The 14991-nt window shown below is 44.1% G+C and carries 12 protein-coding genes and 2 tRNA genes; 5 read left to right on the forward strand and 9 right to left on the reverse strand.

The window, feature by feature from the left end; translation table 11 throughout:
* Positions 1 to 586: 586 nt before the first annotated feature.
* The 4 genes from IEY09_RS11705 to dnaQ form a co-directional block, all read right to left on the reverse strand.
* A tRNA-Asp gene (locus tag IEY09_RS11705) sits at positions 587 to 663 on the reverse strand.
* A 57-nt stretch (positions 664 to 720) separates the two neighbouring features.
* Positions 721 to 797: transfer RNA gene (locus IEY09_RS11710), tRNA-Asp, on the reverse strand.
* A gap of 164 nt (positions 798 to 961) precedes the next feature.
* Complete coding sequence (locus tag IEY09_RS11715; protein ID WP_229777884.1) at positions 962 to 2431, reverse strand: TIGR03503 family protein; 1470 nt, start codon at positions 2429 to 2431, stop codon at positions 962 to 964.
* A gap of 10 nt (positions 2432 to 2441) precedes the next feature.
* Entirely contained in the window at positions 2442 to 3170 is a 729-nt protein-coding gene (dnaQ, locus tag IEY09_RS11720; RefSeq protein ID WP_037419134.1) for a DNA polymerase III subunit epsilon, read from the reverse strand.
* A 70-nt stretch (positions 3171 to 3240) separates the two neighbouring features.
* Here dnaQ and rnhA point away from each other — a divergent pair, with 70 nt between their 5' ends.
* Positions 3241 to 3717: a ribonuclease HI gene (gene rnhA, locus IEY09_RS11725; RefSeq protein WP_037419137.1), complete on the forward strand. Its 477-nt coding sequence runs from the start codon at positions 3241 to 3243 to the stop codon at positions 3715 to 3717.
* A 23-nt stretch (positions 3718 to 3740) separates the two neighbouring features.
* Here rnhA and IEY09_RS11730 read toward each other — a convergent pair whose 3' ends face one another.
* Entirely contained in the window at positions 3741 to 4640 is a 900-nt protein-coding gene (locus IEY09_RS11730; protein ID WP_188871179.1) for a LysR substrate-binding domain-containing protein, read from the reverse strand.
* 23 nt (positions 4641 to 4663) lie between these two features.
* A complete protein-coding gene (locus tag IEY09_RS11735) occupies positions 4664 to 5398 on the reverse strand; it encodes a methyltransferase domain-containing protein (protein ID WP_037419144.1) in 735 nt (244 codons plus the stop codon).
* Between the two features lie 160 nt (positions 5399 to 5558).
* Between IEY09_RS11735 and gloB the strand changes: the two genes are divergently transcribed.
* The gene (gene gloB / locus IEY09_RS11740; RefSeq protein ID WP_188871181.1) at positions 5559 to 6362 is read left to right on the forward strand and encodes a hydroxyacylglutathione hydrolase; all 804 of its coding nucleotides are present in this window, start codon (positions 5559 to 5561) and stop codon (positions 6360 to 6362) included.
* A 251-nt stretch (positions 6363 to 6613) separates the two neighbouring features.
* A complete protein-coding gene (locus IEY09_RS11745; RefSeq protein ID WP_037427661.1) occupies positions 6614 to 8161 on the forward strand; it encodes a LysM peptidoglycan-binding domain-containing protein in 1548 nt (515 codons plus the stop codon).
* 219 nt (positions 8162 to 8380) lie between these two features.
* On the opposite strand, the gene IEY09_RS11750 is transcribed toward IEY09_RS11745, so the two are convergent.
* Both IEY09_RS11750 and IEY09_RS11755 read right to left on the reverse strand, forming a co-directional pair.
* Positions 8381 to 10201 carry an AsmA family protein gene (locus tag IEY09_RS11750; protein WP_188871183.1) on the reverse strand — a complete coding sequence of 607 codons (1821 nt, stop codon included), beginning with the start codon at positions 10199 to 10201 and terminating at the stop codon, positions 8381 to 8383.
* Between the two features lie 38 nt (positions 10202 to 10239).
* Entirely contained in the window at positions 10240 to 10734 is a 495-nt protein-coding gene (locus IEY09_RS11755) for a putative 4-hydroxy-4-methyl-2-oxoglutarate aldolase (protein WP_037419152.1), read from the reverse strand.
* Positions 10735 to 10952: 218 nt separating this feature from the next.
* On the opposite strand from IEY09_RS11755, the gene IEY09_RS11760 reads away from it, so the two are divergent.
* Entirely contained in the window at positions 10953 to 11273 is a 321-nt protein-coding gene (locus IEY09_RS11760) for a hypothetical protein (RefSeq protein ID WP_037419155.1), read from the forward strand.
* A 165-nt stretch (positions 11274 to 11438) separates the two neighbouring features.
* Here the strand turns inward: IEY09_RS11760 and IEY09_RS11765 are convergent, their stop codons facing one another.
* Positions 11439 to 13217 (reverse strand): DUF885 domain-containing protein, encoded by a 1779-nt coding sequence (locus tag IEY09_RS11765; protein WP_188871185.1) that lies wholly within the window; start codon positions 13215 to 13217, stop codon positions 11439 to 11441.
* Between the two features lie 352 nt (positions 13218 to 13569).
* Here IEY09_RS11765 and IEY09_RS11770 point away from each other — a divergent pair, with 352 nt between their 5' ends.
* Positions 13570 to 14985, forward strand: coding sequence for a DEAD/DEAH box helicase (locus IEY09_RS11770; RefSeq protein WP_188871187.1), 1416 nt, complete (start codon positions 13570 to 13572; stop codon positions 14983 to 14985).
* The last annotated feature ends 6 nt before the right edge of the window (positions 14986 to 14991 follow it).

The following is a 14991-nucleotide window of genomic DNA, read 5'->3' on the forward strand; positions in this document are numbered from 1 at the left end:
ACAAAGTGGTGGTAAGATCGCCATTCTCAGTCCTCGGCGAGTGGTGGGTTTGTTTGGCGATAGATCAGATCGCTCAAACAGGACTGAGTTCCCTTCCTTTGATCTACTATTTGGAACAGCTATTTAGAGGATTAGCCAATCGTAACAGCCCCTGAAATCGCAATAGTTAGAGCCATTATTCTTGAATTCAGATAATAACTGCGACACGCTAATCAAGGTGTTGAAAAGCCAACTACTGAAAAGTGGTACTCTTTATCTCGCTAAAATAAAAGAATATCACCTGAATTATCAACAGTTGACCGAAGCAAGACGATACCAGATTTGCGTGCTTTTATGACAGGGCTTTTCGAGAGTATGCATTGCTAAATGCACTCATTGTGATCAACATTGCGCCTATAGGGTAGGGAAATTTGCAAAAGACTGCGTTTCCTGCGGACAAAACGCTGGGAATTGACACTCGTTCAAAAAAGACTTTGGGTCACCAAATGGTCACATTTTGGTCACGGTCACGAAGAGTTGAATAGGATTGTGAAGGGAGCAAAATCAAAAAGCCCATGCTATTTAATAGCATGGGCTTCATGAATGTTGGCGGAGCGGACGGGACTCGAACCCGCGACCCCCGGCGTGACAGGCCGGTATTCTAACCAACTGAACTACCGCTCCAAACTTTTTATTATACCGCTATAACAGCACTATAATTTTAACTTTCAATAACTTGACTGGCGGAGCGGACGGGACTCGAACCCGCGACCCCCGGCGTGACAGGCCGGTATTCTAACCAACTGAACTACCGCTCCACTCAAGTTGCGGTGAATAATACGGTTGAGCGTTCGAAGCGTCAACCGTTTTTTTCACTCAATTGCATCGATTAGTTAAAATTTCGCCAAACTTAACAAAACCCCATGATAAGTGAACAAAATATCTGCAAATTCCGATGTAAATCTCACCCTTTCCTTCACTTTTATCTACGATTATCAGGTTCATCTGGCATAGTTAAATCTATTTCATCAAGGGATGGGACATCAGCTTTATTTTGTTCCGCTTCATCTAAAATCCGCTGTTCGGCCGCGGCTAATGCTTGTGCCAAACTTTGACGCTTACGCCAAATAATCAGCCCAACCACACCCAGTAGCACTAACACCACATTGACGGTGATAATCCAGAAGATCGCTTCCTGCTTAGCGAGAGCCTCTTCCTCTGCAGCCTTTTGCGCGGCCACAGCTGCGAGCTCTTCTTCGCTAGGTGGTGGCTCGGGCGGTTGCACTAGGTTGAAGAACAGTTCAGGTAAATCGAGTACTATTTCACGGCCAGTGACTGTCGTTGTCGCAGCAGAGCCTTTTATTCGGTAACTGCCAAACTCGGTCACAGGCGGTATCGGCAATTCAGTGTCGCTCTCCTTAAGCCCATGAACTACGAGGGGAAGTTGCAAACCAGCAGGTCCAACAAGCTCAAATGAAAAATGGGTTTCAGCTAGCTGTAATACGCTACTATCGGCATGTAGCATGATTTTCCATTGACCCGTTAAAGGATCTTCAGGAGTTATCACCTCTGCATTTACGGGTCGTGGAGATAAGCTAAAAGGAAATGAGACTTGCCTTTCAAATACGTTGTTACGCGCTTGAACGACAAAGTCGTACTCACCCCATGGCTGCTTAAGATTGATATCGCCTGTAAATATGCCGTCATCAGGTCTTTCATCGAACTTTTCACCATTATCTTTGTAGGAACCAACGATAATGTCACCTGCGGCAAAGTTTTCATCGCCCGTCCGATGCTTACTGACAAAGTGAGCGGTCCACTCGACTAAATAGTCCATCCCAGGCATGCGAACGCGCTCTGCATCTCCCATTAATTGGGCAATCACTTTGGTTTGTTCGCCTTGAAATAATGGCTGAGGTAATCGTTGAACTTCAATCTCAAGCTTTGAAACCCGTTTAATTTTCGAGCCCGCAACCACTTTACCCACCAATTGCCAAGGGCCTGGCTGAGGTGATTCGATATAAATAATATCCCCGGTCATACCATCAACCCATTTGACCGTTTCTGGATGACGATTGGCGTACCACTTACTGCCATCAGGCAAGACAATCACCACAGGGGCCGAACCATATTCTCGCTGGATCATGAGTGTCATACTGCTGACCATATGATCCACCCGAAAACGATTTTTAAGCTCAGAAGCCGTATCTACGGGCACGACTTTCATATTCGAGGGCTTGGACGACGTGTTTACCTTACTCTCAGCACTGTTTACCTTAACCTCAGCACTTGGCTCAGCAGTATTTTGAACCTTAGCTGCCATATCGGTAGTCGGCTTTATCGGCTTAGCGGTCACTGGTTCCGTATCAGCCGCAAACAATGACGTGCTCAAGCTAAGGTAGCCGAGTATTAACGTGGTATTGACTAGAGATTTTCGCAGCGACATCGTCATAGGCTAAAAATTATCCTCTCCAGAGGCACTTTCCTGATTTTGCGACTAAATCAAGGCGTTGTTCATGTATAACGAGTTCATCGGCCGATGCGCTGATCACTTTAAGATTAAGTGATGCGGGATCAAAGCGTTGAATGCCTCCCGCCTCTTGACCAACTTCTTCGTTAGAGAGATTGAACTTAGTCTGACCTCCCGTCATCGACAAATACACATCGGCAAGAATTTCGGCGTCGAGTAATGCGCCGTGGTAATGGCGGCGGGAATTGTCGATGCCATATCGTTTGCAGAGAGCGTCTAAGTTGTTTTTTTGCCCAGGATGCAAAAACTTAGCGATATCGAGGGAGTCTAAAATATCACAAATGTCGCGAGTCTTTGGTCCTAACGGTTGCAGTAAGGAAAACTCATGGTCCATAAAGCTCACGTCGAAGTTTGCGTTATGGGCTACAATTTCTGCGCCACTGATAAAATCGATAAACTCTTGCGCTATTTGATGAAATCTTGGCTCATTTGCAACACGCTCATCGGTGATCCCGTGAACAGCAATCGCTTCTGGATCAATCGCTTGTCCAGGATTGATATATTGATGGTAATAACGCCCCGTTAAACGGCGGTTGATGACCTCAACACAACCTATCTCAATAATTCGGTGTCCTAAATACACCGCACCACTCCCCTGGTTCATACCAGTGGTTTCAGTATCCAAAATAACCTGACGGCTTGCGTTTGAGATAATATTCATACTTTTATGCGCTTCTTATGACTTTTTTTGGTTATACTCGGCCGATATTTACGCCGCTGGTAACCACTTGATGACTGAACTAAAACTAATCCACATCTTCACCGATGGTTCTTGCTTAGGCAATCCGGGCCCCGGTGGCTATGGCATTGTAATGAATTATAAGGGCCATACAAAGGAGATATCCGATGGTTTTGCCCTGACAACCAATAATCGCATGGAATTATTAGCCCCAATCGTTGCGCTTGAGGCCCTAAAAGAACCCTGTAAAATCATTCTCACCAGCGATAGCCAATATATGCGCCAAGGGATCACCACTTGGATCCACGGCTGGAAGAAAAAAGGCTGGATGACATCTAATCGAACGCCGGTGAAAAATGTCGATCTTTGGAAACGTTTAGATAACGCCGCTCAACTCCACCAAATTGATTGGCGCTGGGTAAAAGGCCATGCCGGACACGCGGAAAATGAACGTTGTGATCAACTTGCTCGCGCCGCCGCAGAGGCAAATCCTACGCAAATTGATGCTGGTTATCAGGCGGAGTCCTAACTCTTATCGCTGCTAGAACACCATTAGTCTCGTGATAAATGGAAAAAATTACTGCAAAACTGCACAAAGGCCAGCCCTAACGACGTTGCTTGGCGACTCTTATGAGTGATGCGGTAAAACTGCCGCTCTAGCACTAATCCTTCAATGGTGACTAGAGCCAATTCTTTTCGACTAATGTCTTTATCCAACGCAAGTTCTGACAAAACCCCCAAACCAGCACCTTGTTTTACCGCCAACTTGATGGCATCTGGCGTGGTAAAGCAGAACTTAGCCTCCGGTTGCATACCCAGTTCATTGGCCGCATTAACAAAATATTCCCGAGTTCCCGATCCTTCTTCACGCAGCACCCAAGATTGGCCTTTTACGGCCAAAGGCTTAACCGTTTGCCCTGCCAATGGATGAGCGGGATGGCAAAACACCAATAATCGATCCTTGTGCCACGGCTCGATATGAAGACGGTTATCAGTACAATGCCCTTCAATAAACCCCATTTCGGCACGAAATTGTGCAACGGATTGAATCACCTCTTGGGTATTGGTGATCGCCACGTCTACATGGGTTTGGATATGTTGCTGGCAAAATGCGACTGCCGCTTTCGCCAGTAAATAATTACCAATCGTTGAGCTTGCACTCACACTTAAGTGTCCAACCAAATCACCATCTTGACGAGTAAATGCCTGCTCAATTTGTTCAACACGATGTAAAAGATCGGTGGCCAACGGCAACAAGAGGTTACCCTGCGAATTCAGTTGCAGACGATTGCCAATTCTTTCAAATAAGCGGGCATTGAGCTGTTTTTCCAATTCGGCTAAGGCCATAGAGGTCGCAGGCGGCGATAGATTAACTTGTTCAGCCGCTTTTGCCACCTGACCACTGCGTGCGACGGCTTCAAAAACTGCAAGTTGCCTTAGGGTAATTCGCATATCGGACTCATTAATCGATGATGTTATTTTATATGTTCGGATAAATGCCCAGTGCGTCCGGCACTTGGCGCAGTGGCCCAATTGGGTTGTCGAACTTTACGTTTGTCACGGATTGGGGTTAATGGTGATTCTAATTTTCGAGCCACAATCAAATACAAACTCCCCGCACTGGGAAGCCATGAAGCTAAGGTTTGCTGTAAAAAACGACCACGATTCAATTCGCCGATCAGGGGATGGTAAACCAAACGCTCATCACTCACCACTTGATAACCAAGTAGCCCTAACCAATCTCGCACCCTAGATGGCATAAAAAAGCGTCCGCACCAAGGTAGATCATCTTGATATTTCGGCCACAGCTTGCCAAGAAACACTGAGCTTAAGGGGTTAAAGCCCACAATAAATAAATAACCACCGGCGATCAGCACTCTGTCGGTTTCCCGTAAAATACGGTAAGGATCAGCCTCAAACTCTAGTAGCAAGCTCATCACCACAGCATCAATCACCCCATTTTGTATCGGCAAATGACAAAAATCCCCCATTAACGAGGCTGTTGGTGCTGAGCATAGTGAAAAATGATGAGCAACAGGGGATGCCATACTGGAGAGCTGTGCACTTAAGGGGCCCAACTTCAACAAATGATAACCAAACACCCTTGGCCACCAATCAGTGAGCTTATCGGTAACAGCTTGCTGGAGTGCGTCGCCATTGGGTAAATCTTCCCATTGCTCAGGTTTACGCACAGAACTGTTATACGACACAACTCACCTCCCTTTCCGTTATCTTATTACTTTTACCGAGTTAAGACCTTCATTGAACATCCATCATTAGGTGATTTAAAAATCACAATAGTCGCCAACTGATATCCACCTGTGGATAATAACCTCATCTTGGAATCAAAATACAGCTATCGGCGGTGCTATGCTCACTATAACAGCGATTAATGCCTTTAATGACAATTATATCTGGGTGTTGCGACAAGACTCCCTGCAAACGGTGTATGTGGTTGATCCTGGCGATCCACATGTTGTGCTCGACTACTTACGTAAACATCAACTTACGTTAGCGGGTATTTTGATCACTCATCATCATAATGATCATACAGGTGGAATAACCGCCCTCGCCGCCCATGTTAAGCAGACAACAGACCAGATCCTGGCTGTCTACGGTCCGCAACGTGAAGCTATTCAAGGCATCAATCAGCCAATCGACCCTACACAGAGCAATACACTTACATTGCCCTTTATCGATGCGCCCATACACATCTTGTCTGTACCTGGGCATACTGCTGGTCATATAGCGTATCTACTTGATGGTGCGCTATTTTGTGGTGATACACTCTTTAGTGCAGGCTGCGGTCGTTTATTTGAGGGCACCCCTGCACAAATGTGGCAATCCTTAAGTTTGCTCGCGGCGTTACCCGATGAGACTCGAGTGTACTGCGCCCATGAATATACTCTTGCGAATCTTAAATTCGCCCAAGAGGTAGATGCAGATAACGCCGCACTCAACAAGTATGTAGAGCAAGCCACCACAATGCGTGCCCAAAACAAAGCCACTATCCCCTCCACCATAGGATTAGAGCGGGCAATCAATCCCTTCCTTCGTCCGTTAGCGCCTACCATAGTCAACAGCATAAAAAGTAAGTTTTGTGACCAAGATCTGACTAAAGCTGATGAACTAAGCTGTTTTGCCCTACTTCGGCAGTGGAAAGATATTTTTTAGTAAAAAACGATCCATTTATGGCTGAAATTTATACAGATTTTTCCACTTTTGATGACGTAAATCAAAAGTGACCCTACAAGATGTACGATAATTTAGGGACAAGCTCGAAAAGATCCCATAGAATGGCTCGTTTTTGCGTGAATACTTTGCGCTCTGTGTTGCCACTTTTTTTCACATAATCAATTCGTTAGATAATTTACGTTGTACGAAGAGTGCAGTGGCAATGCACTAACAGAGGACTATCGTTTTCCATGAGAGTATCACTTTATGTTGTAGTAGGGGGATTTGCCCTACTCACAGGTTGTCAGACGTTAGACAACCCTCAGGTGCCCAAACCTGAAGCTGAAACCGTCACGACCGAAAATACCGTCCCACAGTATTATCTCGCAACCGAACCTGAATCGGCGCAAATTACTGATGTATGGGAACGAATTCGTCAAGGAATGCAGTTACCCATTCCAGACAAGAAACTCGTTAACTATTATCGCGATTGGTACATTAACAACCCTAAACACCTTGAATTGATTTCTGAGCGTGCAGCGCCTTACATGTATTTAATCGTCGAAGAACTTGAAAAACGCCATCTACCAATCGAGATAGCCCTGCTACCGATTATAGAAAGCGCTTTCGATCCCAGTGCTTCTTCGGCCAGTGCTGCCTCAGGGCTTTGGCAATTTACCACCCCGATGGCGAGCCACTTTGGGTTAGAGATGAACTGGTGGTATGACGGCCGTCGCGATGTGCCTGCATCCACGACAGCAGCCCTAGATATGCTCGAATATTTGTACGATAAAACCAATAATAATTGGCTTTATGCAATTGCGGCCTACAACTCAGGAGAGTCACGCGTACTCAATGCGATTAAACGCAACGAAGATAAAGGTCTTAAAACCGATTTTTGGTCGCTCGATCTCCCTAAAGAAACCAAACGTTATGTGCCACAGTTATTGGCGCTCGCCGAAGTGATTAAACATGCCGATGAATATGGCATTACTCTGGCACCCATTGATAACAGCCCTTCAATCGAAGTGGTTGATATAGACAGTCAAATTGACTTAGCCATGGCAGCAGGTCTCGCCAATATGACCACCAATGAGCTATTAAAGCTCAATCCAGGTTACAATCGCTGGGCAACCTCACCAATGGGCCCACACACTTTAGTATTACCCATTGATAAATCTGAAGAGTTCAAAAAAGCACTTGCAGAAACTGAAAGTGAGGCCCGTGTAAGCTGGCTTAGATATACGATTAAGCCTGGAGATAGTTTAGGGTCTATTGCAGAAAAACATCATACAAGCATCAATGCGATCCGTGCTGCTAATGGTATGAAAAACAACAATATCATTGCTGGAAGACCGCTAATTATCCCAGTCTCTGCTGATGATAAACAACTGTATGCCCTATCAACCAGTCAGAAATTACCTAAAAAGGCCGCTGTTGCCACCTCGGGTAACAAGTTGACCTATAAAGTAAAATCCGGTGATAGTTTGTGGCAAATTGCCCAAGCACATAATGTTAGCGTCAAACAATTAATGACTTGGAACCATTTAAGCAAAGACAGCAAATTACAAAGTGGTCAGCAATTGACGATTGTTGCACCACAAGAAAAACACGATAACGAGCAGATCCGAACCGTCAGCTACAAAGTTAAGGCTGGTGATTCACTCGCACGAATTGCAAACAAGTTTAAGGTGACTGTTCCTGAACTTCGCGAATGGAACGGCTTAACCGCATCACAATATATTCAACCCGGTCAAGTGTTGAAACTGGTTGTAGATGAAAGCAATTTAAATACATAAAGCATTTAAGTGTGAATCACTCTAAATACCTTATGTTTAATTTGTTAATAAAATCGTCTTGCATCTAAAATAAAGATCAACATAAAAAAGCAGTAACCTCTGGGTTACTGCTTTTTTATTGGCTCAATACGCCGTTATCTTTCGAGCAGAACGTTGCCGGTTACGCTCACACATCGACTGTTGACGTAGGAGATGACCGAGCACGCAAATCTTGCATACCTACAAGCCGCCCAACTTTTTAAGTAGCGAATCCTTTAATTTTTCTTTCGCTTTATCAGTCTCTTCCTTCAACTGATTATTTAATAACGCTTGAGTATCTAAGGCATATTCCGGCTTTTGGAAAGTACCGGTAATCGCGAGAGGGATATCAATTCCTGCCAGCGCATCTTTCTCACTGCCACCTTGACCTTTAAGGGAATTGACTAAACTGGTCGTTAACCGATAATCCAGAGTTTGCGTCAAGAGATCCGCGCTGCCCTTACCCGCAAGCCTAAGCAAAGGTGAAGACATTGCGAGATCAGGGTTTGTCGCTACACCATGTTCAAGGGAGAAGTTACCGGTTAGGCTCGAGAAGTCGGTTTTACGCTCCTCTTTCGTGTCCGCAGACAAATCCCCCTTTAATTTAGCCTGAGCACTACGGATCATCTGCGGGATATTGACACCGTAAAGGGCACCATCGGTGATATCAAAACGACCATTCGCGAGGAGGTTTTTCTTTAATTGTTCAGGAATCAAACTCTTACCTTTGCCTTTTACATTAAAACTTGCCGTTCCCGCCAGAATATCAAGCTTGGCCGCATCCTTAAGTAATGGTTGAATTTGTACACCCGAGATTTGCTTATCAAATTGGTAACTTGCCACTTTTGATCGCGCATCAACCTGGGCATTGAGCATTAACTTACCTTGGTAGAGATCTGCACTTAGCTGCTTAAGATCAACCTCACCATTTTTAATGCCTAAATCCATTAACCAATTTTGCGTAGACAAATTCGCGACTTTGATCGATTTAACCGCCAATATTAGCTTCGCATCCAAACCATTAAGCGCCGTTAAATCGGGTTCAACGGCCTGAGTCTGTGAAGACGCAGCTGCGGTTTGTTTTTCTGAAGTGTCAGATTTTGGTAGCAAAGCATCGAGGTCAATATCCCCAAGTTGGAAATCCGCACTAATTTTCGGCACTTTGCTCCCGTAATTGACGGTCAACTTACCTGCTGCATTGATATCCATTGCCGTTAATTTACTGATGTCCGCCGATAACTGCTTTTTATCTAATGCGATTTGGCTGTTTAGACTAATCTCGGCGGTCAATTTTTTATTAGGGATCCCCTCTCCTTCAACTTGAGTCTCAATATCCAGCTTCTCAATCACCAGCTGATTAAAATCATGACTTAACTTGATTTGCCCTTCGCCTTTGCTGCTCACTGTCATATCCGGCAAGGTCGCGGCAAATTCGTAGGCCATCGGCGCAAATTTATCGAGTGAAAATGCCCCCAAAGTGAACTGTTTTAAAGTTAAGGTTTGGGTTTGCCCTTTAGCTTCATCAATTAAATTGATTTGCGTATTCGTAATAGAAATACCACCTACATCGATACTAGCTAATTGTGCTTTAGCACTTGGTTCAGATGGGGTAGCAGATAGCTCAGTGCTCTTGCCCGTTAAGCCATCTAGGCTTGAGCTACCATTTTTACGGGTGACCAAATTGATTTTTGCGCCATCAAGAGTGAGCTGAGCGATTTCAATTTGCTTGCTAAACAGTGGTATAAGCTCAACCTCAGCTACGGCTTTATTAACTTCAAGCATCGATTTTGGGGTAAATCCCTCAGGGTTAGATAGGGAAACACCGCCTAAATTAATCCCTATGGTCGGAAAAAATGTCCATGACAAGTCATCGGTTATTACTAACTCGCGCCCAGTTTGTTTTTTAATAGCGTTGACAATTTCGGGTTTAAAATCATTAGGGTCAAAGAAAACAGTAAGATATAAGGCGACAGCGACAATGAAGGTCGCCAGAATGGCTAAAAACCACTTAATGAATTTCATGAAAACATCCTTATCAATAACATCTTGAATTTAAAAACTTAACTTAAAAATGCGAAATTTAAACACTCCTCACTGATGGCAATGCCATTCTCATCAACATAAACCATCATACCGGGTTTGACTGTAACACTGCCAAACTCGATAGGCACATTGACTTGCCCTTGATCTTTCTTATCAGTCTTGATGGGCATCGCGCCTAAGGCATAAACCCCTAAATTAAAAGTATTCAGTCTAGCAACATCCCGAACATAACCATTGATAATCACGCCTTGCCAACCATTATCCATGGCGCTTTGGGCGATTAAATCTCCCAGCAGTGCACGACGGGATGAGCCTCCACCATCAACAACAAGCACTTTCCCTTGACCTGGCTGTGCTAAAACTTCTTTCACTTTGGAGTTATCTTCAAAACATTTGACCGTCACAACTTCACCCCAAAACAACTTCTTACCACCATAAGCACGAAACGCTAGCGGCAACAAAGTGAGTTTGGATGGATAGTGATCAAACAAATCGGGTAATAGATCAAGCATTTCAATCTCCACTTGGCGAAAAGTTTAGACTACTCATTATTGTAGACGCCGACAAGTACTATGAGAAAACCAGCTTTTTATTGGTTTTAGCACTTTAATACTTGGTCAGCATTGGCATAAACATTATAATCTGCGATAGTAAAATGCTTGTGATACCCTCTTGGGTTAAGGCATTCATTCTTTCGCTTCTCAACGTCTCGTAATAAAGTGAACACCAAATGACAACTGATCTAGATTTGCAAAGCGCTATCGCTGCACTCGATGAATATGGATATGAGAAAAAAGTCTCAACGGATCTTGAGCAAGCCCGTAATAAACAACAAATGGGGAAATACATCAAATCCCTTGATTACAGTTTACGTCGCTTATTAATATTGCAAGAAACTGTTAACGAACTAGTTGAAGAAAAGAAACACCAACTTGCACAGCAAGAAAATATTCAAACCTATAAGACTAAAATTATTAACCTTTCTCGAGAGTTTAACATTTCATACGAAGATGTATTAGCTATTATGGCTGAGTTACCCAACAAAAAATAATACCGAAAACAGCCTTCCAGAAAGAACAATTATAACAAGGCCGTACAGAATCTGCTGTATGGCCTAAATTAATCGTTGTATCAATTCAGACGTATTCATCCACGCAATGTATATCAAAACAGCCAGTGAAAAGGCGCCATTGATGGCACCCTTTCAATTATTGGCTTATTTTTCTAGCATTAACTGACGAATATATTTCACTGGCGCACTGCCATAGCTTAAAAACTTCTCATGGAATGCTTTGAGATCAAAATCCTTACCTTTGAGCTGCTTATATTCTTCGCGGAAATCGTAAATTTCACGGTAACCCGAGTAGTAACTGGTCAGCTGTACTTGGCTTAGGGTAGCACGGCGCCACTTGCCTTCAGCCTCAGCTCGTTGCTGGAAGGCTTCATCCATCATCAGGCTGATGGCTTGATCTTCAGTCATGTCTTTAACATGAATGCTGTAATCCAAGATCGTGTTACAGATAACACGTAGATTCCACTTGTAATACATCAACCACATTTCAGGCTCGAAATTGCCATAACCCTCTTCAAGCATCATGCGTTCGGTATAAACAGCCCAACCTTCGACCATTGCGCCATTACCAAATAAGCTTTTCACTAAGCTTGGCGATTCATTGGAATACACTAATTGAGTGTAATGCCCTGGAATCGCCTCATGGATATTTAAAATCTGTAATATCCAATGGTTATATTCGCGTAAATAGCTTTCAGCGGATTCATCATTCATACCATCGAGTGGCGTGACGTTATAATAGGTATTGCCTAATTTATCATAGGGGCCAGGGGCACTAATCGACGCTCCAGCATAACCACGCATATACTCAGGAGTTTCACGAACCACTAATGGTTTTTTTGGGTCTAAAGTCACTAATTTTTTTTGATTTACAAACTCAATCAACTCAGGAATTTGTTTACGGACTTCGCTAACAAAGTCGTCGCGTTTAACGTGCTCAGTCGACAATTTATCAATTAATTGGCGGATGGCGATTTTATTATCACTTGGTTTTGGCGTTGTAAAATATTTAGGCCAAAGTTTATCGGTGATCTTGGCCATTTCACCTTGGACCCTATCTTTATCTGCCATGGCTTTTTGATAGAGCTGTTTAGCCGTCATGCCCGCTTGGATATCAAAGGCAAATTTTTGCTCGTATAATTCTTCACCAATTCTAAAGCTGCGGGCGCCGTCTTTTTTAAGTTGGCTGACCTGGGTATTTAACCAACGAATATGTTCATTAATTGCTTTCGTTGCCGTATCGAAGCGGGATTTAAATAGCGATTTTTCCGCATCCGACAGACCGGAATCCGCCACTTGTTTTAATAAATCATCGGAGAATACCGAAAACGCACCTTGGTTTTGCATTACAGCAAGTTCCGTATGCTCTAGGGTTGGTTTCGATATATTACTTCTTGCTGCGGCGTAATAAGCTGGGATATTTTCCATCCTGGCCAATACCGAGCGTAATCTGTCATCCAGCGGCGCAAAGTTTTCATTGATGATTTGTGCAAAACCGCCCGCCACGTTATAGCTAGAGGGATCCCATTGCCAAGATTTAAAGTCAGTGATATCCCACGCCATGCTGTTTAGCAGGTTATCAATCAAATGATAATCGATGGTTTCGTTAGAGCTCAGAGACTTAATTTCAAACTGTTTCAGCTTCGCCTGCTGGGTTTTTACAAAGGCAAGTGTCTTAACACGGCTAGCTTCATTGGGGATTTCTAAATAGCCATCATTAACATGCTTGCCGCTATATAGCGCCCATGTTGGTGATAATTGCCACAAATCATCGATAAAAGCATTACTAAACTGCGCAAAAGAAACCGTGCTAACTTCACCACTAACCACTTTACTTGGCGAGGTTTGGTCTGATTGGGATTGGCAGCCTACAAGGCCGGTGAACGATAACAATATCGCAAGGGATAGGGTGGTTTTTCTCATTCTTTATTGTCCTTTTTATATTTATACCAACGCGTTGTTGTAATGCTTACCCTAAGCAAGCTGGTAAAACGAATGCTAGGCGTATTGAATTTGGCGATAACGCCTGAAAGCTCGCTCGTCAGGCGTATTTAACATTACTTTAGTTAATCATATCAGCCGCCTAATTGCAGCAATGTTAATATCTAATACATGCCCAGTTACAAATTTGTAAGCCCATTTATTAACCCCTCGAACTAACCGCAAAGTTGAGATAATCCCCTATTTCAACAATGCTACTGCTATAATAGCGACCTGCTTCGCTGTTTGCGCCACGCCAACAGTTTGCCAATAAATCATTTAGTTGAGATCCTCAATGCCATTCACCCAACTTGGATTACACAGCGCGCTTATCAAAGCCGTGACTGAACTGGGTTACCAAAGCCCTACGCCAATACAAGCTCAGGCCATTCCCAGCATTCTTGCGGGGAAAAATGTGCTAGCCGCGGCTCAAACCGGTACAGGTAAAACGGCTAGTTTTGTATTGCCGTTGCTACATCGATTTGCTGACGCACCCAAAATTCGGCCTAAACGGGTACGTACCATCATTCTTACCCCCACTCGGGAACTGGCGCTACAAGTTGAACAAAACATCAATCAATATGCCAAGTACCTGCCGCTGACGGCCATGGCCATGTACGGCGGCGTTGATGCTGCGCCGCAAAAAAAACGTCTGATTGAAGGGGTTGATCTGCTCATTGCAACGCCTGGGCGTTTGCTGGATATGTATACTCAAAGAGCCATTCGCTTTGATGAAGTCTCCGTATTAGTGCTGGATGAAGCCGATCGCATGCTCGATATGGGTTTTATCGAAGATATTAATAGCATTATTGAAAAGCTGCCTGAGCAGCGGCAAAACCTGCTATTTTCGGCAACCTTATCAAAACAGGTCAAAGCACTGGCTAAAACCGCTATTCCGGATGCCATTGAGATTGAAATCAGTCGTAAAAATGCCGCTTCAACACAAATTGAGCAGTGGTTAACGACCGTTGATAAAGATCGAAAATCCGCACTATTGAGCCATTTAATTAAAGAGAATAACTGGGCACAGGCATTAATTTTTATCCAAACCAAACACGGCGCCGCCAAATTGGTTAGCCAGTTAGAAAAGCGTGGCATTACCGCGGAGGCTTTTCACAGTGGTCGCAGCCAAGCGGTGCGCGAGCAACTACTTATCGATTTTAAAGCGGGTAAAGTCTCCTTTTTAGTCGCGACCGGTGTTGCGTCACGCGGTATCGATATCGATGCGCTCGAGCGGGTGATTAACTACGATTTACCCGATGAGGCCGATGATTATATCCATCGTATTGGCCGCACCGGCCGCGCGGGCAATCAAGGTGAAGCCATATCCTTTGTCTCTAAAGATGATTTTAGAAACCTGTGCGCTATAGAGCGCCGTTTAGGCCATATTATCGAGCGCAAACACATCGAGGGGTTTGAGCCTAAAAAAGCGGTGCCTATTTCAATTCTCGATTTTGTGCCTAAATCGGCTTCTACATCAGCGCATAAACCCAATAAAAAAGCTCAAGCCTTGCCCTATTTCAGTGGAAAACCCGGCACCTTTGAAGCAACTCAGGCGAAAAAGCACCGTAGTGCTAAATCCAAGCCGCAACCTAAGCAAGCGACAAGGTTAACACAACCCGATGTGAGCGAAAGCTCCGAGAAACAACAAACACAAGGTGAAACATCTCCATCATTTAATCCTTGGCTTAGTGGATCTCACACCAAATAACTCACT

This window comes from Shewanella xiamenensis (assembly GCF_014647135.1).
In the GTDB taxonomy this organism is placed as follows: domain Bacteria; phylum Pseudomonadota; class Gammaproteobacteria; order Enterobacterales; family Shewanellaceae; genus Shewanella; species Shewanella xiamenensis.